The organism is Pseudomonas sp. D1HM, from assembly GCF_019266105.1.
In the GTDB taxonomy this organism is placed as follows: Bacteria; Pseudomonadota; Gammaproteobacteria; order Pseudomonadales; family Pseudomonadaceae; genus Aquipseudomonas; species Aquipseudomonas taetrolens.
Map to the genome: position 1 here is coordinate 569,248 of NZ_LRMN01000006.1, position 22,511 is coordinate 591,758.

The 22,511-nt window shown below is 61.3% G+C and carries 16 protein-coding genes; 12 read left to right on the top strand and 4 right to left on the bottom strand.

Annotated features, from left to right (window positions below):
* Positions 1 to 85 precede the first annotated feature (85 nt).
* The 3 genes from rssC to AWM69_RS10030 all read right to left on the bottom strand — a co-directional run bounded on the left by rssC (position 86) and on the right by AWM69_RS10030 (position 2,782).
* Complete coding sequence (gene rssC / locus AWM69_RS10020) at positions 86 to 568, bottom strand: anti-sigma factor antagonist RssC (RefSeq protein ID WP_131654053.1); 483 nt, start codon at positions 566 to 568, stop codon at positions 86 to 88.
* On the bottom strand, positions 565 to 1,749 hold the full coding sequence (rssB, locus tag AWM69_RS10025) for a two-component system response regulator RssB (RefSeq protein ID WP_218726525.1): 1,185 nt from the start codon (positions 1,747 to 1,749) through the stop codon (positions 565 to 567). Before rssB ends, rssC begins: the two co-directional genes overlap by 4 nt.
* A gap of 343 nt (positions 1,750 to 2,092) precedes the next feature.
* A complete protein-coding gene (locus AWM69_RS10030) occupies positions 2,093 to 2,782 on the bottom strand; it encodes a VacJ family lipoprotein (protein ID WP_131654056.1) in 690 nt (229 codons plus the stop codon).
* A 318-nt stretch (positions 2,783 to 3,100) separates the two neighbouring features.
* Between AWM69_RS10030 and AWM69_RS10035 the strand changes: the two genes are divergently transcribed.
* The gene (locus AWM69_RS10035; protein WP_131654057.1) at positions 3,101 to 3,364 is read left to right on the top strand and encodes a DUF4404 family protein; all 264 of its coding nucleotides are present in this window, start codon (positions 3,101 to 3,103) and stop codon (positions 3,362 to 3,364) included.
* 52 nt (positions 3,365 to 3,416) lie between these two features.
* On the opposite strand, the gene AWM69_RS10040 is transcribed toward AWM69_RS10035, so the two are convergent.
* On the bottom strand, positions 3,417 to 8,273 hold the full coding sequence (locus AWM69_RS10040; RefSeq protein ID WP_218726527.1) for an NAD-glutamate dehydrogenase: 4,857 nt from the start codon (positions 8,271 to 8,273) through the stop codon (positions 3,417 to 3,419).
* Positions 8,274 to 8,770: 497 nt separating this feature from the next.
* Here AWM69_RS10040 and AWM69_RS10045 point away from each other — a divergent pair, with 497 nt between their 5' ends.
* The 11 genes from AWM69_RS10045 (at position 8,771) to AWM69_RS10095 (ending at position 22,493) form a co-directional block, all read left to right on the top strand.
* A complete protein-coding gene (locus AWM69_RS10045) occupies positions 8,771 to 9,127 on the top strand; it encodes a hypothetical protein (protein WP_048380311.1) in 357 nt (118 codons plus the stop codon).
* Positions 9,128 to 9,146: 19 nt separating this feature from the next.
* Positions 9,147 to 9,902, top strand: a complete 756-nt coding sequence (locus tag AWM69_RS10050; protein WP_218726529.1) for an amidohydrolase — start codon at positions 9,147 to 9,149, stop codon at positions 9,900 to 9,902.
* 178 nt (positions 9,903 to 10,080) lie between these two features.
* A complete protein-coding gene (locus AWM69_RS10055; protein ID WP_003444726.1) occupies positions 10,081 to 11,040 on the top strand; it encodes a MoxR family ATPase in 960 nt (319 codons plus the stop codon).
* A 3-nt stretch (positions 11,041 to 11,043) separates the two neighbouring features.
* The gene (locus AWM69_RS10060; RefSeq protein WP_048380316.1) at positions 11,044 to 11,988 is read left to right on the top strand and encodes a DUF58 domain-containing protein; all 945 of its coding nucleotides are present in this window, start codon (positions 11,044 to 11,046) and stop codon (positions 11,986 to 11,988) included.
* Positions 11,985 to 12,479 carry a DUF4381 domain-containing protein gene (locus AWM69_RS10065; protein ID WP_131654061.1) on the top strand — a complete coding sequence of 165 codons (495 nt, stop codon included), beginning with the start codon at positions 11,985 to 11,987 and terminating at the stop codon, positions 12,477 to 12,479. Before AWM69_RS10060 ends, AWM69_RS10065 begins: the two co-directional genes overlap by 4 nt.
* The gene (locus AWM69_RS10070) at positions 12,472 to 13,548 is read left to right on the top strand and encodes a VWA domain-containing protein (RefSeq protein ID WP_131654062.1); all 1,077 of its coding nucleotides are present in this window, start codon (positions 12,472 to 12,474) and stop codon (positions 13,546 to 13,548) included. Before AWM69_RS10065 ends, AWM69_RS10070 begins: the two co-directional genes overlap by 8 nt.
* The gene (locus AWM69_RS10075; RefSeq protein WP_218726531.1) at positions 13,545 to 15,284 is read left to right on the top strand and encodes a VWA domain-containing protein; all 1,740 of its coding nucleotides are present in this window, start codon (positions 13,545 to 13,547) and stop codon (positions 15,282 to 15,284) included. Before AWM69_RS10070 ends, AWM69_RS10075 begins: the two co-directional genes overlap by 4 nt.
* Positions 15,281 to 16,909 (top strand): BatD family protein, encoded by a 1,629-nt coding sequence (locus tag AWM69_RS10080; protein ID WP_218726533.1) that lies wholly within the window; start codon positions 15,281 to 15,283, stop codon positions 16,907 to 16,909. The genes AWM69_RS10075 and AWM69_RS10080 overlap by 4 nt, the downstream gene beginning before the upstream one ends.
* A 96-nt stretch (positions 16,910 to 17,005) precedes the next feature.
* Positions 17,006 to 18,250, top strand: a complete 1,245-nt coding sequence (locus AWM69_RS10085) for an exonuclease SbcCD subunit D C-terminal domain-containing protein (RefSeq protein WP_218726534.1) — start codon at positions 17,006 to 17,008, stop codon at positions 18,248 to 18,250.
* Entirely contained in the window at positions 18,247 to 21,888 is a 3,642-nt protein-coding gene (locus AWM69_RS10090) for an AAA family ATPase (protein WP_218726536.1), read from the top strand. The genes AWM69_RS10085 and AWM69_RS10090 overlap by 4 nt, the downstream gene beginning before the upstream one ends.
* Positions 21,885 to 22,493: a glutathione S-transferase gene (locus tag AWM69_RS10095; RefSeq protein WP_218726538.1), complete on the top strand. Its 609-nt coding sequence runs from the start codon at positions 21,885 to 21,887 to the stop codon at positions 22,491 to 22,493. The genes AWM69_RS10090 and AWM69_RS10095 overlap by 4 nt, the downstream gene beginning before the upstream one ends.
* Positions 22,494 to 22,511 lie beyond the last annotated feature (18 nt).

A 22,511-nucleotide genomic window follows, 5' to 3' on the forward strand; every position in this document is an offset into this window, starting at 1 on the left:
CCGTGAAGACTGACAAGCCGCAATCACGTTGGCGGCGCCATCGGGCATAGCCAGCGGCTACGTGACCTGATTGAGCTGCCGGGGCTCAGTGTCGCTCGAGGGCGTTCACCAGATCATGGAAGGCTTCGCGATTGGAGTCGTTGAGGCCCATCAGGATCTTGTGCGCTTCGAGCACCTTGACCCGCACCACTTCTTCCGACTGGTCCTGGGACGGCAAGTCTGTCAGGCACTCAGGGCACGGGATTGGCGTGCCGATAATGTTGAACACCTGATCGAAGCCCATCGACTGCAATAACCGCGTGATGTCTTCATGGGTGGTGACTACCGTCGGTAACAGGCCGACTTTCTGACGCGACAGGATCGACAATTTGGCCAGCAGGCCCAAGGTGGTGCTGTCAATGCTGCAGGTTTCGGTCAGGTCAATCACGATCGCCGAGAAATTAAGCGCCGTGAAGATCCTGTCGATGGTTGCATCCAGTGCTGAACACAACGTCAGGCGTACCTCACCCACAAACTTCAGGACGAACGTGCCGTCCTGTTCGGCGAACTGAATTCTACCGGTACTCATTTAAGATTCCTGCTCAACACCAACAAGGCGATATCATCCGGCATCTCCCCAAGCGTGGCCAATCCAAAAACCCGACGCAGGCCATCCAGGCTGCCGCCCGCTGCTTTTACCCGTTGTGGCAAGGCAGCCTCTTTCTCTTTGAGTGTCTGCTCGGCCAAAAGATCCAATATTCCATCGGACATCAGCGTGAGACTGAAGGTGTCCGGCAGTTTTATGACGTGGTCTTCATACGTGGCTTCGTTGAACAACCCGACTGGCAGGCCGCGACCTTCCAGGTAGCCAACGCTGTCGGGGGTATAAAGCACCGGAAGCGGCAAATGGCCGCCGATGCTGTAGGTCAACAGGCCGGTTTCTTCATCGATGACGCCGCCGACCATGGTCACGTGCTTGCCCAGCTTGCAGTTGATCAGGCCACGGTTGATATGCCCCAGCACTTCGGACGGCTTGAACTCCGGCAAGGTGCCATTGCGCTTGGATTCAAACAGCAAGCGCGTGGTCATGAACTTCAGCAACACCGTGACGAACGCGGACGATGCACCATGACCCGAGACGTCGGCCAGGTAGAACGCGACCCGGCGCTCATCCACCCTGAAGTAGTCGACGAAGTCGCCGGACAAGTACAGGGATGGAATGATCTGGTGCGCAAAGTTGAAGTCGTCGATCGACCAGGGGCTGACCGGGAGCATGTTCATTTGAACCTGCCGACCTGCGTTCTGGTCTTCCTGCAGCAGGTGCAGGCTGGCCTCGAGCTCGCGGTTGGCAGACTCCAGCTTGTCCCGGTAGCGCTGGTTATCATGCACCAGGCGCGCACGATCCAGCGCCCGATGAACGGAATGCTCCAGAACGGCGAGGTCTTCAAGAGGCTTGATGAGGTAGTCGGCAGCGCCCAGGCGCAAGGCTTCGACCACGTCACTCATCACGCCCGCACCCGAGATGACGATCACCGGTGTCTGCAGCGAGCGCAGCGAGAGCTGGCGAATGAGCTCCAGACCACTCATTTGCGGCATACGCAGGTCGCAGATCACTAAGTCTGGCTGCTCTTGCTCGAACACCTGAAGACCTTGCAAGCCATTGCTGGCCTGCAGGACCCTGAAACCGCTGTCTTCCAAGTAGGCCGCCAGACTGGCGCGTACTACTTCGTCGTCATCAATGATCAGCAGCGTGGCACTGGTTTTTTGCATGTGGGCAAACGGCGCCAGAATTAGGTTGTCGCATGCGCCCGAACAGCTCGGGCTTAACGACTGAATTGGCTTATGAACATCCCTGATTCAAATCGATTGTATGACTCGATCCTACAAAGGTGCCCGTGTAAGGCGCAGACGGTACTCCCATCCGCGGGGGGTTTCAAGCTCAGGCCGATGGCGGCGCCAGGCGTACGCAAGGATAAATTCCTGCGGGTTATAAGAACCTCGCCAACGGCAACTAAAACCAGGGGTCAGGGGGCTTCACACACCGCTGTTTTCGTGTCTGACAATCTAAAAAACGGCCACTCGGGCCGTTTTTTGCGGGAGGGTGTCGAACGGCTTAAAAGTCGTCTTCAACCTGCCCGTCTTTCACTTTGAACTCACGGTTTTGCAGATACGCATTGCGAATGAAGACGTACCGGTCACCGGTGATCAGCTTTTCAGCAGACAACAGGCTGGCACGAGTATCGATGATATCGAGGCCCATGGTCGTGTTGCGTGCGGGAACATCGTGCATGTAGCGGTACGGCTGGGTGAACGAGTCCGGGTAGATGCCGGCGGTGTCACGTACGGTGCTTGGCCCCAAGAGCGGCAGTACGACGTAAGGACCGCTTGGTACGCCCCAGCGACCCAGGGTCTGGCCGAAGTCTTCCTGATTGCGTTGCAGGCCCATTTTGGTGCCGACATCAAAAAAGCCTGCCACGCCCAGGGTGGTGTTCAACAGCACGCGAGCGGTGTCTACACCGGCAGCGTGGGGCTTGGCTTGCAGCACGTCGTTGGCCAGGTTGCGGACATCACCGAAGTTTCGGTACATGTTGTGGATGCCGTCTTCCAGGAATTGCGGCGTGATGAACTGGTAGCCTTGGGCGAGTGGCTTCAGGGCATATTTGTCAACGGTGTCGTTGAATGAGAAAACGGCCCGGTTAACCCCTTCCCATGGATCATCTTCCGTTGCCGCACTGGCCGCATACGGGACCATCGCCACACCGGCACAGACACAAAGTTGAGCGAGACGATCAGTCCAGCGCATAGCAAAAACTCCTGGTAAGTACTTAACTCTTGGGCGCTACGCCCTGGGTCAGACGCTGAGTATAACGGGATTTATCTTTTTGGTAGCCCCAAGAAACATCCTACACAGACTTCCTCAGTTGCTGGATGTTCCACAATCGGCTGCACCCGTTGCACTATAAGTGCTGCCGCGAACAAGCGCCGCGGCACAATTCCCGGCCTCGAGCGTGATAGAGATCATGCACGCGCAACGCGGGTGGATTAATCTAAGCGTCCGTTCATAGATCTTTTGCCCCTACGGGCGGTCTATACCAGTGCCTATCAATAAAGGATGAATGCTATGCCTGCCCGCGACCTGCAAGAACAACTCGACTCCCTGCGCGAGCAACTCGACAAAAATCCGCCACTGTCCCTTGAGCAGCGTGCTGAACTGAATGCCCTGGCCGAGCGAATCGAGGCCCAGATCAAGGTTGAGCAAGCCACTCAAAACACCAGCCTCTCGGACGACGTGAACCTTGCCGTAGAGCGTTTTGAGATCGACCACCCGACCCTCGCCGGTACGCTGCGCAATATTGTGCAAACCCTGGGCAACATGGGAATCTGACCAGAAACGACAAAGCCCCGGAATCCGGGGCTTTGTTGTGTTGCTCAGGCTATCAGAGCCCTGATTGGCCGCTCATTGCCAGGTCAAGCAGTTCACGGTTGGCCACCGCATACATCGCGTAGTCCGTACCACCGGCAGCACGCAAGTCCACCAGCATGGCGCGCCAGCGCTCTACCATCACCTGATTCTGCTCAAGCCACAGCGCCAGACGTGCTTCGATATCGTCAGGGGCATCTGCCATTTGCAGAACCGATACCGTAATCGCTCGCTGCTGCCAGTCGATGTCGTCACGGAACGCTTCGCGGGCCAGCGCCTGCCAGTTGTTCTCCACCGGCAGATTGCTGATTTGCTGCAAGTACCAGGTCAGGTCCAGCTCACTGCCCACGGCGAAGTACGCCTTGGCCACGTCTGCTGCATTCTGGCCGGTCACATCCGATGCTTCGATGATCGGCAGCAAGGTGTACAGGTGCGTGGTACCGGCCACCATGCGTGCCAGCAGTTCCGGTACGCCAGCCTTGACGTAGGCCTGGTAGCGGGTCTGCCAGCCTTCGCGGGTCTGACCTTCCAGCAGTTCGTCGAGCTTGAGCCCGAGCGCCGCCAGATGCGGACCGAAATGCGCCACATCGCGTGCCGCGTCCAGTTCGTTGCGACGGCTGCGCAGGAACCAGCGCGTGGCACGGCGCCCAAGGCGCATCAGCTCGTCCATCAACGCCATCTGAATTTCAGCCGGAACCTGATAGTCCAGGGCTTCAATCTGACGGAACCAGTGCGGGAGGTGGAAGATGTCGCGCACGATCACATAAGCACCCGCCACGTTGGCGGCACTCATGCCAGTCGACTCTTTCAGGCGCTCCACAAAGGTGATGCCCATGTGGTTGACCAGATCGTTGGCGATCTGCGTGCTGACGATTTCGCGCTTGAGGCGGTGACGGCGCATGGCTTCCGCGAACTTGTTGACCAGCATCGGTGGAAACGCGGTTTCCATGTCGCGGGTCAGGTAGGCGTCATCCGGCACCTGAGAGTTGAGCAAGGCTTCCTTGAGGTCGATCTTGCTGTACGAGATCAGAACCGACAGTTCGGCACGGGTCAGGCCGTGGCCAGCGGCAATGCGTTCGTTAAGCTGCTCTTCGGTCGGCAGGAACTCAATGGCACGGTCCAGCTTGCCACGGGCTTCCAGGTCGCTCATCAGGCGCTTGTATTCCGCAATACGCTCATAAGCGCGACGGGCAGCCAACGAGATGGCCTGCGTCTGCTTATAGTTGTTGCCCAGCACCAGCGCGCCGACCTCATTGGTCATGCTGCCCAGCAACTGGTTGCGCTGCTTCTCGGTCATGTCACCGGCCTGCACCACTTCGTTGAGCAGGATCTTGATGTTCACTTCGTGGTCGGAGCAGTCCACACCACCGGCGTTGTCGATGAAGTCGGTGTTGGAACCGCCACCGTTGAGGCCAAACTCCACGCGACCCAGCTGGGTCATGCCCAGGTTACCGCCCTCGCCCACGACTTTGCAGCGCAGTTCGTTGCCATTGACGCGCAACGCATCGTTGGCTTTGTCGCCCACGTCGGCGTGGCTTTCGCTGCTGGCCTTGACGTAAGTACCGATACCGCCGTTCCACAGCAGGTCCACCGGTGCCTTGAGCAAGGCATTCAGCAGCTCGGTCGGGGTCAGCTTGTCGGCGGTGATCGCAAAGCGCTCTTTCATTTGCGCAGAGATGGCGATGCTTTTCGCGCTACGGGAGAAGATCCCGCCGCCGGCAGACATCAGGTCGGTGTTGTAGTCCGACCAGGCAGAACGCGGCAGATCGAACAGACGCTGACGCTCGGCAAAGCTGCTGGCCGGCTCAGGGTTAGGGTCGATAAAGATGTGCAGGTGGTTGAAGGCAGCGACCAGTTGCAGCTTGTCGGACATCAACAAGCCGTTACCGAACACGTCACCGGCCATGTCGCCCACGCCGACCACACTGATGCTGTCTTGCTGAACGTTGATTCCGCGCTCTTTAAAGTGGCGCTGCACGCCGACCCAGGCGCCTTTGGCGGTAATGCCCATTTTTTTGTGGTCATAACCGGCCGAGCCGCCCGAAGCGAACGCATCGCCCAGCCAGAAGCCGTAATCGATGGCAATGCCGTTGGCGATGTCGGAGAAGGTTGCGGTGCCTTTGTCGGCCGCCACTACCAGGTACGGGTCATCCTCATCGTGGCGCACCACGTTCTGCGGAGGCACCAGCGCACCGTCTTTCAGGTTGTCGGTGATGTCCAGCAGGCCGGAAATAAAGATCCGGTAGCAGGCAATCGCTTCTGCCTGAATCTCGTCACGCCCCCCGCCCAGCGGCAACCGGCGCGGTACGAAACCGCCCTTGGCGCCTACCGGTACGATGACCGAGTTCTTCACTTGCTGGGCTTTTACCAGGCCCAGCACTTCGGTACGGAAGTCTTCTTCACGGTCCGACCAGCGCAAGCCGCCACGGGCCACGTTGCCAAAGCGCAAGTGCACGCCTTCAACCCGCGGCGAATAGACGAAGATTTCAAACTTCGGCACCGGTTTTGGCAGTTCGGGAATCAGGTGCGGGTCGAACTTGAAGCTGAAGTACGAACGGTTGTGGCCGTGAGCATCCGGCTGGTAGAAGTTGGTACGCAGGGTGGCCTTGATCAGGTCCAGGTAGCGACGCAGGATACGGTCTTCGTTGAGCACCTGAACATCGTCAAGGGCCGTCAGGATCGCCTGTTCCAGACGCAACTGCTTGTCGTCGAGGTCTTCTGCGGTCAGCTTGCGGGCCAGGTAGAAGCGGGTCTTGAACAACCGGGTCAACTCGCGAGCGATGTCGGTGTGGTTGTTCAGGGTGCTGGCGATATACCCCAGGTCGAAGCCCAGGCGAATCTGTTTCAGGTAACGGGCATAAGCACGCAGCAATGCCACATCGCGCCACGGCAGTCCGGCAGTCAGCACCAGGCGGTTGAAGGCGTCGTTTTCTGCATCGCCGCGCACGATATGCACGAAGGCATCCTGCAGGGTGTCGTTCAACTGCTGGATGTCCAGGTTCAGACCTTCACCGGCGGTAAAGGCGAAGTCATGGATCCAGAACTCACGGCCATTGGCGTGGCGCAGGCGATACGGGAACTCACCCAGCACTCGCAGACCGAGGTTTTCCAGGATCGGCAGCACGTCGGACAACGCCAGCGGCGTGTCAGCGTGATAAAGCTTGCAGTGCAGTTCCTGGCCGGCGCTCTGCCCCAGCGGCTGATAGAAGCTCATTACCAGCGGGTTTTTGTCGCTCAGGCTCATCAGGTGCTGCATGTCGACCACAGCCGAGTGCGCCGCGAAACGCTCACGGTAGCCGGCGGGAAAACCTTTCGGGAAGTCAGCCAGCACTTTGGTGCCGTTAGCCTCGCCGAAGCTTTCGACCACCAGGCTGCTGTAGTCGTCCTGCCAGCTGCGGCAGGCCTGAACCACTTCTTTTTCCAGCAGCAGCGGGTCGATATCGATCCGGTTTTTTGGATCGACCCGCAAAATCAACTGCACGCGGGCCAGTACCGATTCCGAGAAGAACGTCCAGAACTCACAGTCCGAAGCCTGCAGGCGCTCCATCAGGACCTGCTGGATTTTCTGCCGGACTTCAGTGGAGTACACATCGCGCGGCACATAGGCCAGGCAATAGCAGAAGCGGCCATACGGGTCTTTGCGCAGGAACACGCGGATCTTGTTGCGCTCCTGGATTTGCACGATCGACATCACTGTGGTGAACAGCTCGTCCACCGGGGTCTGGAACAGGTCGTCGCGGGGCAGAACCTCAACGACCTGGGCCAGTTCCTTGCCCAAGTGCGCCTTGGGCTGGAAGCCGGAACGGCGCTCGATTTCTGCCACCTTGCGGCGAATGTAAGGGATGACCCGCACGCTTTCGCCATACACCGAGGAGGTGTACAGGCCCATGAAGCGGCATTCCTTGATGACCTTGCCGTCGGCATCGATCTGGCGGATCGATACGTAGTCAGGGTAAGCCGGGCGATGTACGCGGCTTGGGTGAGCGGCCTTGGCAAACGACAGCAGGGTCGGTTCGCGCAGGTAGCTGACGGCGTAGTCTTCGATCCGCAGGTCTTCTGCAGTCAGGCCGGCGCGCAGCAGCTTGGTCAGACCGAGGAACGACTGCGGGTCATATTCGATATGACCGCCATCTGCCTCGTCACGTACCACAAACTCTTCGTAGCCCAGGAACGTGAAGTGGTTGCCCACCAGCCACTCCAGAAAGCTCTTGATCTCGGCTTTTTCGTCAGCATCGACGTCATACTGACAATTGTCGATGCTCTCCAGCAGTTCCTGAACCTTGGCCTTCATCGGCTCAAAGTCAGCCACAGCAACCCGCACTTCACCCAGAACCTGTTCCAGTTCCTTGCTCAGCACATTCAGTTCGGCGGCATTCGCGCAGCGGTCGATTTCCAGGTACATGAGCGACTCTTGCGAGACGCCTTCACCGCTGGTGCCCTTGGGCAGGATTTCCAGCAGTTCGCCCTTGGCCCCGCGGCGAACGCTCAACACCGTGGTTTGCAGGGTGTGGATGCTGTAACCGCGGCGGTTCAGCTCGGTCCGCACCGAGTCCACCAGGAACGGCAAATCATGGTGCAGCACTTCAACGGCCGTGTGCGTCGACTGCCAGCCATGGCGTTCGTAATCCGGGTTGTAGACCCGTACTTGCGGGTGGGCCGGGTCAAAGCGATCGAGCAGTCGCCAGGCCGACAGCGTACAGCCGGCGAGGTCGGACATGCGCCGTTGCGTGAGTTCATCCAGAGAAATGATGCCGAAGAATTGTTCAGCGAACAGCGCCACTTGTGGCAGTGCCTGTTCACTGATGTGCTGGGCCAGTGCCGCTTGCAGTTGATGCTGGAAGTCGGCTTTGCTGGCTGCGGTGAAGAACGCCATCTGTGGTACTCCGCTTGGGCTTGTTATTGAGAGAAGCGTCGCGTGTTATTCCCGCGTAGGGAGCCGTCGCTACTGCGCAGGTTTTATCCTCAAAACGCAGCATGACCGGGAGGTGAAGCTGGCCGCGAGCCAAGAGTCACATTCACACTCCCGCACCGGTATCTATAAAAACGACTGCCCGATAAACGGGCTATGTCTTTAGAGATAGCAGTCCAGGATGCAGCTTAACGATTGATCTGCCCGGCCTGCTTGCGGTGCAGCGACATATTCGGTCATGGGCACGCAACCCCGGAGCCTGACCATGAACAACCCTAGCATCCAAAAGCAGCCTGCATTCTTGAATGCGCTCATTTGTCCGTCACTCGTTTCGAAAATGACTGACATTCAATGGCTGATCGTTTTTTCGCAAAGCGCATTCAAATCAGCATAAATCTGCCCGGACTGGCAAAATCGGTGTTTGTTCGACCGACCCGCGCCCAGAGCGCCAGGAATCACCCATGCAAATGACCACCTCCCTCCTGATCGTCAACCCGTGCGATGACGAAGAAGACAACATGGCCATGCTGTGTTGCCACAGCGATAAAGGCGAAATGTTCCTGATGACCCGCTACCCCGACGAGGACGAGCTGGAGATCACCCTCGATGACGAGCCTTCGACGCTGGACGGGATCAAAGTCACCTTGAGCCCTACCCGGCTGCTGATCGAAATCGGCGCCGGCGATACCGACGTGCTCAAGGGCGACGACCACCTGGAAATCCTGCACAACTCGGATGCAGCAGACCTGGCTGAAATCGAACAGACCTTGCAGAACATCCTCGACGGTACCGGCACTTACATCCGCGAACCGGCCTGATCGCCCCCTGGAGCCTGCCATGCCCCCGATCTTCGACGCCCACTGCCATATCATCGACAGCGCTTTCCCTCTGATTGCCAATAATGGCTATCTGCCGCAGCCTTTTACTGTTGATGATTACCAGAGACGCACCCAGCCTTTGGGCATTGCAGGTGGCGCAGTGGTTTCGGGGTCCTTTCAGGGGTTTGACCAGACCTACCTGATTGCCGCGCTTGAGCGTCTTGGTCCCGGCTTCGTGGGCGTCACCCAATTGCCGGCCAGTGTCACCGATGCCGAGCTGCAAACCCTGCATCGGCACCGGGTACGCGCCCTGCGCTTTAACCTGCGGCGCGGCGGTTCGGAGCAACTCGACCAGCTCGAATTCCTGGCCAAACGCGTCCACGAGCAACTGGGCTGGCATTCAGAGCTGTACATCGATGCACGGGAGCTGCCCTCGCTGGAGGCCCGCCTGCTGCGCTTGCCCGCGCTGAGCATCGACCACCTGGGCTTGCACCAGGACGGTCTGCCCAGCCTGCTGCGCCTGGCCGGGCACGGCGTGCGGATCAAGGCCTGCGGCTTTGGCCGGGTCGACTTTGACGTGCCTCAAGCCTTGCGGCACATCCACAGCGCCAATCCTCAGGCGTTGATGTTTGGCACGGACTTGCCCTCCACCCGAGCCCCCCGGGCATTTGCCGACAGCGACATTCACCTGCTGATCGAGGCACTGGGTGAAAACGCAGCCGAAAACGCCTTGTGGCATAACGCCCGGACGTTTTATCGCCTTGCTCAAGCCTGAAACGGCGTTTTGAACCCGCCGCAGATAAGCACCATTCTCAACAACCGCTGAGTTTTCGGATTTTTCCATAAAAAGCCGCCCCGCCATTAGTCCGCAGCACCTTCAATGGATTAAAGTAATGCCCCCAGCCCCGGCGTAACTCTTGCGCCGTCGGTGTCCTTTTCAGGAACAGTCATCGATGGAACATCGTGAAGCGCTGCTAGCGCTGCGAACCTTTCTCTCAACGCAGATTCTCGGTCAGGAAAAACTCATTGACCGCCTGCTGATCGCATTACTGGCCGACGGTCACATGCTGGTCGAGGGTGCGCCCGGCCTTGCCAAAACCAAGGCGATCAAAGAGCTCGCCGAAGGTATCGAGGCACAGTTCCATCGAATTCAGTTCACCCCGGACCTGCTGCCGGCCGACATCACCGGCACTGAGATCTACCGCCCTGAAACCGGCAGTTTTGTGTTCCAGCAAGGCCCGATCTTCCACAACCTGGTGCTGGCGGATGAAATCAACCGGGCTCCGGCCAAGGTGCAATCGGCCCTGCTCGAAGCCATGGCCGAGCGTCAGGTCAGCGTCGGGCGCAGCACCTACGAGCTGTCACCGCTGTTTCTGGTGATGGCCACGCAGAACCCCATCGAGCAGGAAGGCACGTACCCATTGCCTGAAGCCCAGCTCGACCGTTTTCTGATGCACGTCAAAATCGGCTTCCCGGACGCAGCCGTCGAACGCCGCATCCTCCAGCAGGCCCGTGGCGAAGCCCTGAATGGCGAGACCAAGCCCGAGCGCCGGGTCAGCCAGCAGGCGATTTTCGCAGCACGCAAGGAGATCCTCGGCCTGTACATGGCCGACGCCGTAGAGGAATACCTGGTGCAACTGGTGATGGCGACCCGAACCCCCGGCAAGTTCGACCCCGAGATGGCCGACTGGATCGCTTATGGCGCCAGCCCGCGTGGCTCGATTGCCCTGGATCGCTGCGCACGGGCTCACGCCTGGCTGGCCGGGCGCGACTTCGTCAGCCCTGAAGACATCCAGGCCGTCCTGTTCGACGTGCTGCGCCATCGCATCATTCTGTCGTTCGAAGCCGAGGCCGCGGGGATTGACCAGGACCGCGTGGTGCAGCGCATTCTCGACGTCGTTGCCGTTGCCTGACCGATGAACAACCCTCTGCCCGCCGAACCCGGCATTCGCGTCACCCTTGCCGAGCTGATCGAGATGCGGCATCGGGTGCGTGAAGTGCAACTGTTCTCTTCCCCCAGCCAGCGCAGCCCGCTGGTGGGCTTGCACCACTCGAAATTGCGCGGGCGCGGGGTCGATTTCGATCAGGTGCGGGTGTATCAGGCCGGGGACGATGTGCGCACCATTGACTGGCGTGTCACGGCCCGCACCCAGGAACCGCACACCAAAATGTTCCATGAGGAGCGCGAGCGGCCGATCTTCATCCTGGCTGAACAAAGCCGCCGACTGTTTTTCGGTTCCGGGCGCATGTTCAAATCGGTGCTCGCCGCTCAGGCGGCCAGCCTGATTGGCTGGGCCGCCCTCGGCCACAACGACCGGGTCGGCGGGCTGGTGTTTGGCGATCACGAGCATTACGAAATCAAACCCCGGCGCAGCAAGCAGAGCCTGCTGCAATTGCTCAACCGGTTGGTGCGGGTCAATCAATCGCTGCACACCGAGGTGCAATCCGACCGTGATGCCCTGGGCATGGCGCTGATTCGGGCCCGCGAAGTGCTGCGTCCCGGCAGTCTGGTGATCGTGATCTGCGATGAGCGGGCCCTGACTGACGCCGCTGAACAACAGCTGAGCCTGCTGGCCCGTCATTGCGACCTGATGCTGCTGCCCTTGTCTGATCCGCTGGACCACGCGCTGCCCGCCGCCGGGCTGCTGCGCTTTGCCGAACGGGGTGCCCGGATCGAGCTCGACACGCTCAATTACGACCTGCGCCAGGCCTACCGGGCCCAGGCCGAAGCACGTATCGCCCGCTGGGAGCTGCTGGCGCAAAAGCTGCGCGTGCTGTTGATGCCGCTGAGCACCCAAAGCGAAATGGTCGAGCAGTTGCGTGAATACCTGAACGCCAAACGCCCTGGCAAAGCCTCATGAAAGAACTTGAACAACTGCAGCCCCTGATCCCGCCACCGGCCATTGGCTATTGGCCGCCTGCGCCCGGCTGGTGGCTGCTGCTGATCGTGCTGGCGGCGGGTGCCTGGGGCTTATGGCGTTTGCGTCATTACTTGCCCGCCAAGCGCCAGGTGCGCAGGCTTGAACAACCGCTGGACCCGGTTCGACTGGCGGCCCTCGAAGAGCTGGCGAGCTTTCCCAAACCTTACGACGGTGCGCCCGCCGGCGCCTGGCTGCAGCAGCTTAATGGCCTGCTTAAACGCCTGTGCCGCAACCACTACCCGTACAGCCAGAGCCACACCCTCAATGGCCGAAAATGGCTGGCGTTCCTCGACAACCGCTGCCCGGCTGCCGGCCTGACACGCTGGATGGTGCTGGTCGAAGGCGCCTACAAACCTGAATGCAAGCTCGATGACAAAGCCATCGCCGGGCTCAATCAAGCGGTTGAAACCTGGATTCGCAAACATGTTTGAGTTCGCATGGCCGTGGCTTTTCGCCTTGCTCCCGCTACCGTGGCTGATGCGGCGCCTGTTGCCGGCCGCCGACAGTGGCGAGCCGGTGCTTGAGGTCAGTTTCCTGGCCGACCTCGAAGAACTGGCACGCCGCAAGGCACGGGCCAGCATGCCATCCTGGCGTCAGCAAACACCCTACTGGCTGCTGTGGCTGTTGCTGCTGACTGCCGCCGCCCGCCCGCAATGGCTGGGCGAGCCCTTACCAATTGCTGCCAGCGGGCGCGATCTGCTGGTGGCGGTGGACGTCTCGGGGTCGATGGACTTCCCGGACATGCAATGGCAAAACGAAGACCTCACCCGCCTGGAGCTGGTTAAAAGCCTGCTGGGAGACTTTCTGGAGAAGCGTGAAGGTGACCGGGTTGGTTTGATCCTGTTTGGCAGCCAGGCCTATCTGCAGGCACCGCTGACGTTCGACCGCCATACCGTGCGTACCTGGCTCGACGAAGCGCGCATCGGCATCGCCGGTAAAAACACCGCCATCGGCGATGCCATCGGCCTTGCGCTCAAGCGCCTGCGCCAGCGTCCCGCCCAAAGCCGGGTGCTGATACTAGTCACCGACGGTGCCAACAACGGTGGCCAGATCGATCCGCTGACCGCTGCGCGGCTGGCCGCCGAGGAAGGCGTAAAAATCTACCCGATCGGTATTGGCGCCGACCCTGAAGACACCAGCAGCAAAGGCACCTTCGGTCTCAACCCGGGGGTCGACCTCGATGAACCTGCATTGAAAGAAATCGCGGCCGTCACCGGCGGTCAGTATTTCCGCGCCCGCGACGGACGCGAGCTGAGCGCAATCAAGGACTCCCTTGATCAACTCGAGCCCGTTACGCAGCAGCCGACCCAGGCGCGCCCGGCGCAGGCGCTTTATAGCTGGCCGTTGGCGGGTGCCCTGCTGCTGAGCGTTCTGCTGGTCATCCGTGAGCTGTGGCCAAACAACCCGCTGCAGCGTTTACTGAGTAAGGAACATTTTCTGCAACAACAGGCTGAATGGCGTCAACGGCTCAAACGCCTGCGCCTGCGGAGACGCCGATGAGCGCACTCTGGCCACACTGGTTGCGCCCCGACTGGCTGCTGATAGTGCCCCTGCTCTGCTGGCTGCTATGGAAACTCTGGCATCGGCAGAAACGTGTCGGGCGCTGGCAAATGATCCTGCCTGCAGCCTTTCACCGGGTGCTGCTCAGCGGAGGCAATGGCCGCAACAGCAAACTGCCGTGGATCGCCCTTGGGCTGGCCTGGCTGCTGGCACTTCTGGCGCTGCTGGGCCCGGGCTGGCAACGTGTCGAGCATTCGACCCAGAAACCTGCGGATCCGCTGGTGGTGATGCTCGAACTCACGCCCGAGATGCTCGCCACCGACAAATCGCCCAACCGGCTGGAACAGGCTCGGCGCAAGCTGTATGACCTGCTGCAGAGCCGCAGCGATGCGCAAACCGCAGTCATTGTCTACGCCGGCAGCGCCCACACCCTGGTGCCGCTGTCCGACGATCTGGCCACCAGCCATAACCTGCTCGACGCCCTCAAGCCTTCGCTCATGCCGCAACCCGGGCATCGGGCCGACCTGGCCGTTGTCAAAGCCCTGAAACTGCTCAATCAGGGCGCATTGGGCCAGGGCCGCCTGCTGCTGATCACCTCCTCCCTCAGTGAGGAGGAACGCTTCGGTATTCGCCAGGCCCTGGACGGCCACGCCCCGCAGTTGCTGATGCTCGGTATCGGCAGTCGCGAGGGGGCACCGGTGGTGGATGAAAGCGGCCAGTTCCTCAAGGACGACCAGGGCGCGATCCTCATGCCGCGCCTCGACAGCCAGAGCCTGCGGGCGTTCGCCCTGGATGTGGGCGGCCGCTACCGCCAGGCACGACTGGACGACAATGACCTGCGCGGCCTGGGCTTGCTGGACGGCCCTCGACACCTGCGTGAGGACGGGCAAACGCTGCACCTGGACACCTGGGCCGACCAGGGCTTCTGGCTGTTGTTGCCGCTGTTGCTGCTGGCTGCCTGCGCCGGGCGGCGTGGCTGGCTGTTCTGCTTGCCCCTGTTGTTCATGGTGCCCCAGCCCGGTTATGCCATGAGTTTCACTGACCTCTGGTTGCGCCCCGATCAGCAAGGTCTGCGGCTGCTGGAGAAAAACCGGCCGCTGCAAGCCGTCGAACACTTCAAGGACCCGCAGTGGCAGGGCCTGGCGCTGTATCAGGCCGGTGATTATGCCGGGGCGGCTCTGCGATTCGCCGAGCTCAATAGCGCCAGCGCGCACTATAATCGCGGCAATGCACTGGCCATGGACGGTGCGCTCGAAGCCGCCATCGATGCTTATGAGCAGGCGCTGGAATTGCAGCCGGACCTGCAAGCCGCCGAGCACAACAAAGCCCTGATCGAACGACTGCTCGAGCAAAAAAATGCCGAGCCTCCAGCGCCTGAAAAGCCGCCCGAGCCCGCCGCCGAATCACCTGAACCCGAAACGCCGGTCAGCTCCAGTTCACCCGGTACTTCCGGAGCCAGCGCGCAACATCAGGAAAACAGCTCGACCGCGACGCCCTCCAGTGAGGCCAATCCGGATGAGTCGCTCAATGCCGAACCCGATCCGGACACCGGCACTGACGCCGAAGCGGGCGATGGGCCGACCACTCGCCCTCTGGCCCCGGCCAGTAGCCAGCTGGACGAAGAACATCGCCAGGCCCTGGAACAATGGCTCAAACAGATCCCCGACAACCCCGGTGAACTGTTGCGACGCAAATTTTGGTACGAACAGCAGCAACATCAGGACACGCCTCAATGAACCGCTTTGCCTTGCTTCTCTTGCTGTGTTGCTGGACCTTGCCGGCCCATGCGCTGGGACTGGTGGCCAGTGTCGACCGCGACCAGCTCAACTCCGGCGAAACCGTGGAGCTGACCCTTGAGTCCAGCGACGCCACACTGTTCGGCAAGCCCGATCTGACGCCGCTGGAGACGTTGTTTGACGTGCGCGGCACGCGCCAGGTCAACCAGCTCACCACCCTCAGTGACGACGAGAAAGCCTCGACCCGCTGGATCGTCACCTTGCAGCCCAGGCACACCGGCACTGTGATCATTCCGTCCGTGCAAGTCGGCCAGTATCACAGCCAGCCCATCAGCCTGAACGTCACCCCGAGCGTCGCCAGCGACAGTCAGCTGGCTCCGGTGTTTATCGAGGCCAGCCTCGATCAGCCCAGCGTTTACGTGCAGGCCCAGGCGATATTGACCCTGCGCATCTACCACTCGGTGGCGCTGTATGACGACAGCAGCCTGACGCCCCTGCACCTGGCAGACGCCATCGTCGAACAGCTGGGTGAATCACGCACTTACGAGAAGCTGATCAATGGCGTACGTCATGGCGTGATCGAGGTGCGTTACGGCATTTACCCCCAGCACAGTGGCCCACTGCCGATCCCGGCCCTGACCTTCAGCGCCACCCTGGTCGACAACCAACAGGCCAGCGCGCCTGCCCCTTTGGGCCCAAAACCCGGCAAGCTGGTGCATGTGCGCTCCACCGACCTATCGCTGGCGGTCAAACCCAAGCCCGCCGACTACCCCGCCACCGCCTCCTGGCTGCCTGCCCGCAGCTTGAGCATGAGCGAAACCTGGCACCCCGAGCCGGATCACGCTCAGGTCGGCGACTCCCTGACCCGGATCCTGACGCTCAAGGCCGAGGGCCTGTCCAGCGCCCAGTTGCCCGCATTGCCCATGACGGATGTCAGCGGCTTGCGCGGCTACCCGGATCAACCGCAACTCAACAATCAAATTACCGAACACGGCCTGATCGGCAGCCGCGAAGAGCGTGAGGCCCTGGTCCCGACCCGGGCCGGCCAAATTGACCTGCCCGCCGTTGAAGTCGTGTGGTGGAACACTCACGAAGACCGCCTTGAGCGCAGCTATCTGCCTGCACGCGCCTTGCAGGTGGCCGCCAACCCGAACCTGATCGTCGACACGCCCGCCAGCCTCCCCAGCGAGCTGAACGAACGTTCCTCGTTGTGGATCTGGCAGCTCGCCACGCTCTTGCTGGCCTGTAGCACCCTCGCCGGTTTTGGCCTGTGGTGGCACGCGCGCTCCCAGCCGGCCGTGTTGCGTGCCGCACAAACCGGGCCCAGCCCGCGCACGCTGCTCGATGACCTCAAGCGCGCCTGCCTGGCCAACGACCCTCAGGCCACGCGCCAGGCACTGGATGCCTGGGCACGGCAGCAACCGGAAACCCTGGCCGAAATGGCCGCCCGCTTTGTGTTGTTGTCGGATGCACTGGACGGCCTCAACGGCGCGCTCTACAGCGAAACCGGTCAATACTGGCAGGGTGATGAACTGTGGAAGGCGATTCGCAGCATTCCTGCCGCCGAGCGCGAGCAAGATGCGAGTACCGAACCCAGCAGCCTGCCACCGCTCTATCCCAAATAATTTCAGCACCTCCCCTGTAGGAGCGAGCTTGCTCGCGATGCACACAACGCGGTGTAACGCTTACACCGCAGCGAGCCTTTTAAAACGGATTCTGTTATGCGCCTGTTTCACACTTCCGATTGGCACCTGGGGCAAAACCTCCACGGCCAGGAACGCGATTTTGAACACGCTTGCTTTTTAACCTGGCTGCTCGCTCAACTGGCCAGCGACCACCCTGACGTTCTATTGATTGCCGGCGACATCTTCGACACCGTCAACCCGCCGGTCAAAGCCCAGGAGCGGCTCTACGACTTCATCGTCAGCGCCCACGAACAACACCCCGAACTGACCATCGTCATGATCGCCGGCAATCACGACTCCGGCTCGCGGATTGAACTCCCGGCGCCGTTGATGCGCCGTCTGCGTACCCATGCCCTGGGCCGGGTCTTGTGGCTCGACGATGGCCAGCTGGATGCCGAGCGGCTGCTGATCCCTTTGCCCGATGCGACCGGCAATATCGCGGCCTGGTGCCTGGCGCTGCCTTTTTTGCGGCCGGCAGAAGTGACCGGTGCCCACCTGGGCGACGACTACCTGCGGGGCATCGGCCACGTGCATGAACGGCTGATCGAAGCCGCCAATGCCAAGCGCAAGCCCGGACAAGCCCTGGTCGCCATCAGCCATGCGCACATGGCCGGCGGTTCGGTCTCGGAAGACTCCGAGCGCAGCCTGATCATCGGCAACGCCGAAGCCCTGCCCGCCAGCCTGTTTGGCCCAAGCCTCAGCTATGTTGCGCTGGGCCATCTGCACAAGCCGCAACGGGTCAACAGCGAAGACCGGATCCGTTACTGCGGCTCCCCTATCCCGCTGTCATTTTCGGAAATCAGCTACCCGCATCAGATCCTCGATGTGCAGCTCGAAGGGGAAACCCTGGTCAGCGTCACTCCCCGACTGATCCCCCGCGCCGTCAACCTGCAGCGCGTGGGCCCGGCGCCGCTGGCCGAGATCCTCGCCCAACTGGCCGACCTGCCGAATATCGACTTGCTGGCCGACATTCAGCGCCAGCCCTGGCTCGAAGTACGGGTCACGCTTGACGAGCCGCAGCCCGACTTGCGCCAGCAGATCGAAACCGCCTTGCAGGGTAAATCGGTGCGCCTGGTGCGCATCGCCGCCGAGTATGCCGGTAACGGCAGCCGGGCCGGCGATGAAGACGCCAGCCGTCTGATCGAACTCGACCAGCTCACCCCCCAAGAGCTGTTCAGCCGCGCCTGGCAGGAAAACTACGGCAGCGAAGCCGACGAGCAAACCCTCAAAGACTTTGCGGTGTTGCTGCAAGAAGTACAGCAGGAAGGTGAACAGCCATGAAAATCCTCGCCATTCGCCTGAAAAACCTGGCATCGCTGGCCGGGCCTTTTGAACTGGACTTCACCGCCGAACCCTTGGCCAGTGCCGGCCTGTTTGCGATTACCGGGCCCACCGGCGCGGGTAAAAGCACCTTGCTCGATGCGCTGTGCCTGGCGCTGTTTGGTGCCGTGCCACGCCTCAACAACACCGGGCGCGATGCCAAGGTGCCGGATGCCGACGGTGAAATCGCCACCGGCGACCCACGCACCCTGCTGCGTCGGGGGACGGGCGAGGGTTATGCCGAGGTCGACTTTCTGGGCATCGATGGCCGTCGTTACCGTGCCCGCTGGGAAACCAACCGCGCCCGCGAAAAAGCCACCGGCAAACTGCAGGCCAGCCGCCAGAGCCTGCGCGACCTGGACAGCGATCAACTGCTGGCCAGCCAGAAAGGCGATTACAAGCTCCAGCTGGAAGCGCGTCTGGGCTTGAACTTCGAGCAGTTCACCCGCGCCGTGATGCTGGCCCAAAGCGAATTCAGTGCGTTCCTCAAGGCCGATGACAACGAGCGCAGCGAGCTGCTGGAAAAGCTCACCGATACTGCGCTCTACACACGCCTGGGCAAGCGTGCCTTCGACAAGGCCAAAGAGGCCCGCGACGCCCATAAACAGCTGCAAGACCAGGCCGTCGGCGTCACCCCGCTGGCGCCCGAGGCCAGAGCCGAGCTGGATCAGGCGTTTGAAGCAGCCCAGCAGCAACTCAAGACCCAACAGGGCCAGCTCAAACAGCTGGAGCAGCAACACACCTGGCTCAAAACCTTGCGCGAACTGCAAGAACAGCAACACAGTGCCGCCGAGCAGTTGCAACAGACCCAGGCCCACTGGGAAGCGCAGGCCGCCCAGCGCCAGACCCTGCACTGGCTGGAACAACTGGCCCCGCAACGCCATCAGTTTGCCCGACTGGCTGAACTGAACGGCCAATTGACGCCACTGGCCGAACAGATCGCGGCGCACCTGCAGCAGCAAACCGGGCTCAGCCAGCAACAGGCCGTGCTGCAGCAAACCCTGCAAGCAGCGCAAGAAGCCGCAACCCGGGCGCAGACCGAACAACGCGAGAACACTCCCCGCTTGCAACAGGCCCATCTTGAGCAGGCCAACCTGCTGCGCCTGAGCCAGGCCCTTGGCGAGCAGCAAGCCCTGCAGCAACAAGCCAAGCAGGCGTGCGCCGATGGCCGGCAGGCGCTGGACACACTGCTTGAACGCCAGCAACACAGTGCCGAACACCTGGCGCACATTGCCACCCGACTCGAACACAGCAACGAACTCGCTCCCCTGGCCAGCGCCTGGGAGGGCTACCGCCCACAGCTACAAAAACTGGTTCAGTTGAGCAACACCCTGAGCAAGGGCCGTGACGAGCTACCCGTTCTTGAGCAACGTGCCCAGCTTGCCGCACAGCAGCTGACCGACGTGCGCAACAGCCTGGAAATCCTGTTCCAGGAAGCCGGGGCCGAGCCACAGGCGGTCAACGAGCAAATCCAGACCCTGGGCAGCCTGCTCGATGAAAGCCGCAAGCAGCAGCGCGACTTCGAAGATTTGCAGCGCTTGTGCCACAGCCAGCAGGCGCTCGATACCCGCCTGCATGAACTGCAAGCCAAGCAGCACAGCGTACAGCTGGAACGCGACCGTCTCAGCCAGCAAGGGATTCAGACCAAAACCGAACTGGCCCAGGCCGAACAAACCCTGGACGTCACCCGCCAACTGCTGGAACGCCAGCGTCTGGCACGCAGCGCCAGTGTCGAAGAACTGCGCGGGCAATTGCAGGATGACCAGCCATGCCCGGTGTGTGGCAGCCACGAGCATCCTTACCATCAGCCCGAGGCGTTGCTGCAGAGCCTGAACCGCCACGACGAGCAGGAGGAAGCCAACGCCCGCAGCGTGGTTGAAGGGCTCAAGGAAACCCTGGTCCAGCTGCGTGAAAAAGTCGGTGGCCTGATCGCCCGGCAGAAAGAATTTTTGCTCCAGCAAGAGCGTATCCATCAAGAGCAAGAGGCCCTGACCCCAAGCCTTGAAGCTCACCCGCACTGTCCGCAATGGCAGGCACAAGAGCCGGCCAGGCGCGAACAGTGGCTGAGCCAACGCCTCAGCCAGCTGCAACAGAGCATCAACCAGGATCAGCAGCGCCAGAACACCCTGCTCGCCCTGCAAAAAGAAGCGGCCCACCTGCAGCAGCACCTGCAGCGCTGCACCGAAGCCAGCCAGCTCGCCCGTCTGCAACTAAACGCGCAGCTAGAACACATCAACGCCGACACCTTGCGCCTTGAGGGTGAGCTGGCCGACTTTACCAGCTTGCTGCCCGCTGCAACCCTGATGGCGCTGCGCGACAACCCGTCGGCCTGCTTTATGGCCCTCGACCAGCAAGTGGCTGATCGCCTGGCGCAACTCGACCAGCAGCGCGACGAACAGACCGAGCAGACTGAGCGCGCTGGCAACATCGAGCGTGAACAGTATCAACACGCCAATCGCAGCAAAGAACTGGAAACCCTGCAACGCAGCGTTGAGGCCCTGACCGTGCAACAACAGGCCAGCGAGCATAGCCTGCGGGACTTGTTGGGTGAGCACGTCAGCGCCGAGGCGTGGCAGCAACAGCTGGAACAGGCGCTGGAGCAGGCCCGGAGCGCGCAGCTTCAGGCCAGCGAAGCCTTGCAAGCCACCGGCAACCAGTTGATTGAGCTGGCCGCCGAACTCAAGGCACAACAGGCACGCCTGCAGGCATTGCAGCATGAGCACGGCAGCTTGAGTGCCCAGCTCGAACACTGGCGTGAACAGCATCGCGAACTGGATGAAGCGCGCCTGCAGCAGCTGTTGGCGTATGACGATGCGCATCTGCGCGACCTGCGCCAGCAATTGCAAAGCAGCGAAAAAGCCGTGGAGCAGGCCCGGGTTCTGGTGCAGGAGCGCGAGCAGCGCCTGGGCCAGCATCAGGCGCAAGCCAATGGCAATCTCGACGCCGCGGCACTGGACACCGCCCTTGGCGAGCTGCACGCACAGCTGGAGGCCAGTGAACAGCGCTGCGCCGAGCTGCGCGCGCAACAGAGTGAAGATCAGCGGCGCCAAGAGGCCAATCAGGCACTGGCGCAGCGTATCGCCCAGGCGTACGAGCAATGGCAGCGCTGGGCCCGGCTGAATGCCTTGATCGGCTCGGCTACCGGCGACACATTCCGCAAGATTGCCCAGGCCTACAACCTCGACCTGCTGGTGCATCACGCCAACGCACAGCTGCGCCAGCTGGTCCGGCGTTATCGCCTCAAACGTGGCGGCAGCATGCTCGGTTTGCTGGTCATGGACACCGAGATGGGCGACGAGCTGCGTTCGGTACACTCTTTGTCAGGCGGGGAAACCTTCCTCGTGTCACTGGCGCTGGCCCTCGGCCTGGCCTCTATGGCGTCCAGTACGCTGAAAATCGAATCGCTGTTCATTGATGAAGGCTTTGGCAGCCTTGATCCCGAATCGCTGCAATTGGCGATGGACGCTCTGGACGGATTACAGGCCCAGGGCCGCAAGGTCGGTGTCATCTCCCACGTCCAGGAAATGCACGAGCGCATACCGGTGCAGATCCAGGTCCGGCGTCAGGGCAATGGCTTGAGCACCGTGGAGGTTAAATGACCGGGCATGTGCTGTATTCCTTCCGCCGCTGCCCGTACGCGATGCGGGCGCGCATGGCCTTGCGCTACAGCGGGGTGCCGCTGTCGATCATTGAGGTCAGCCTTAAAGCCAAGCCGGCCGAGATGCTCGCCTGCTCCCCCAAAGGCACTGTACCGGTACTGGTCTGCGCTGATGGCCGGGTGATTGAGCAAAGCCTGGAGATCATGCACTGGGCGCTCGACCACGCTGATCCGGATAACTGGCAACAGACGGGCAACGTGGCCAACCGACAGTTGATCGCAGCGCTGATCGAGGAGAACGACACCGTTTTCAAGGCCAGGCTGGATCGCTACAAGTACGCCATACGCTACCCGGAGCGCCCGATGGAAGCTTATCGGGCCGAAGGGGCGGAGTTTCTGCAGAGACTGGAAAGCCTGCTGGAACAAAACGCCTGCCTGGTAGCGTCGAACCTCAGTCTGGCCGACATGGCATTGGCGCCGTTCGTGCGCCAGTTTGCCCATGTCGACCGGCACTGGTTTGAACAGGCGCCCTATCCATTACTCAAGCAGTGGCTCGAGCGTTTTCTGAACTCTGCACTGTTTATCGGGGTGATGGCTAAAGACTGATCCGCCGCCCCGCCAGCG

Excerpts from the sequence above, each read along its gene's own strand:
- rssC (WP_131654053.1), bottom strand. The coding sequence starts at position 568 with ATGAGTACCGGTAGAATTCAGTTCGCCGAACAGGACGGCACGTTCGTC.
- rssB (WP_218726525.1), bottom strand. The coding sequence starts at position 1,749 with ATGCAAAAAACCAGTGCCACGCTGCTGATCATTGATGACGACGAAGTA.
- AWM69_RS10030 (WP_131654056.1), bottom strand. The coding sequence starts at position 2,782 with ATGCGCTGGACTGATCGTCTCGCTCAACTTTGTGTCTGTGCCGGTGTG.
- AWM69_RS10035 (WP_131654057.1), top strand. The coding sequence starts at position 3,101 with ATGCCTGCCCGCGACCTGCAAGAACAACTCGACTCCCTGCGCGAGCAA.
- AWM69_RS10040 (WP_218726527.1), bottom strand. The coding sequence starts at position 8,273 with ATGGCGTTCTTCACCGCAGCCAGCAAAGCCGACTTCCAGCATCAACTG.
- AWM69_RS10045 (WP_048380311.1), top strand. The coding sequence starts at position 8,771 with ATGCAAATGACCACCTCCCTCCTGATCGTCAACCCGTGCGATGACGAA.
- AWM69_RS10050 (WP_218726529.1), top strand. The coding sequence starts at position 9,147 with ATGCCCCCGATCTTCGACGCCCACTGCCATATCATCGACAGCGCTTTC.
- AWM69_RS10055 (WP_003444726.1), top strand. The coding sequence starts at position 10,081 with ATGGAACATCGTGAAGCGCTGCTAGCGCTGCGAACCTTTCTCTCAACG.
- AWM69_RS10060 (WP_048380316.1), top strand. The coding sequence starts at position 11,044 with ATGAACAACCCTCTGCCCGCCGAACCCGGCATTCGCGTCACCCTTGCC.
- AWM69_RS10065 (WP_131654061.1), top strand. The coding sequence starts at position 11,985 with ATGAAAGAACTTGAACAACTGCAGCCCCTGATCCCGCCACCGGCCATT.
- AWM69_RS10070 (WP_131654062.1), top strand. The coding sequence starts at position 12,472 with ATGTTTGAGTTCGCATGGCCGTGGCTTTTCGCCTTGCTCCCGCTACCG.
- AWM69_RS10075 (WP_218726531.1), top strand. The coding sequence starts at position 13,545 with ATGAGCGCACTCTGGCCACACTGGTTGCGCCCCGACTGGCTGCTGATA.
- AWM69_RS10080 (WP_218726533.1), top strand. The coding sequence starts at position 15,281 with ATGAACCGCTTTGCCTTGCTTCTCTTGCTGTGTTGCTGGACCTTGCCG.
- AWM69_RS10085 (WP_218726534.1), top strand. The coding sequence starts at position 17,006 with ATGCGCCTGTTTCACACTTCCGATTGGCACCTGGGGCAAAACCTCCAC.
- AWM69_RS10090 (WP_218726536.1), top strand. The coding sequence starts at position 18,247 with ATGAAAATCCTCGCCATTCGCCTGAAAAACCTGGCATCGCTGGCCGGG.
- AWM69_RS10095 (WP_218726538.1), top strand. The coding sequence starts at position 21,885 with ATGACCGGGCATGTGCTGTATTCCTTCCGCCGCTGCCCGTACGCGATG.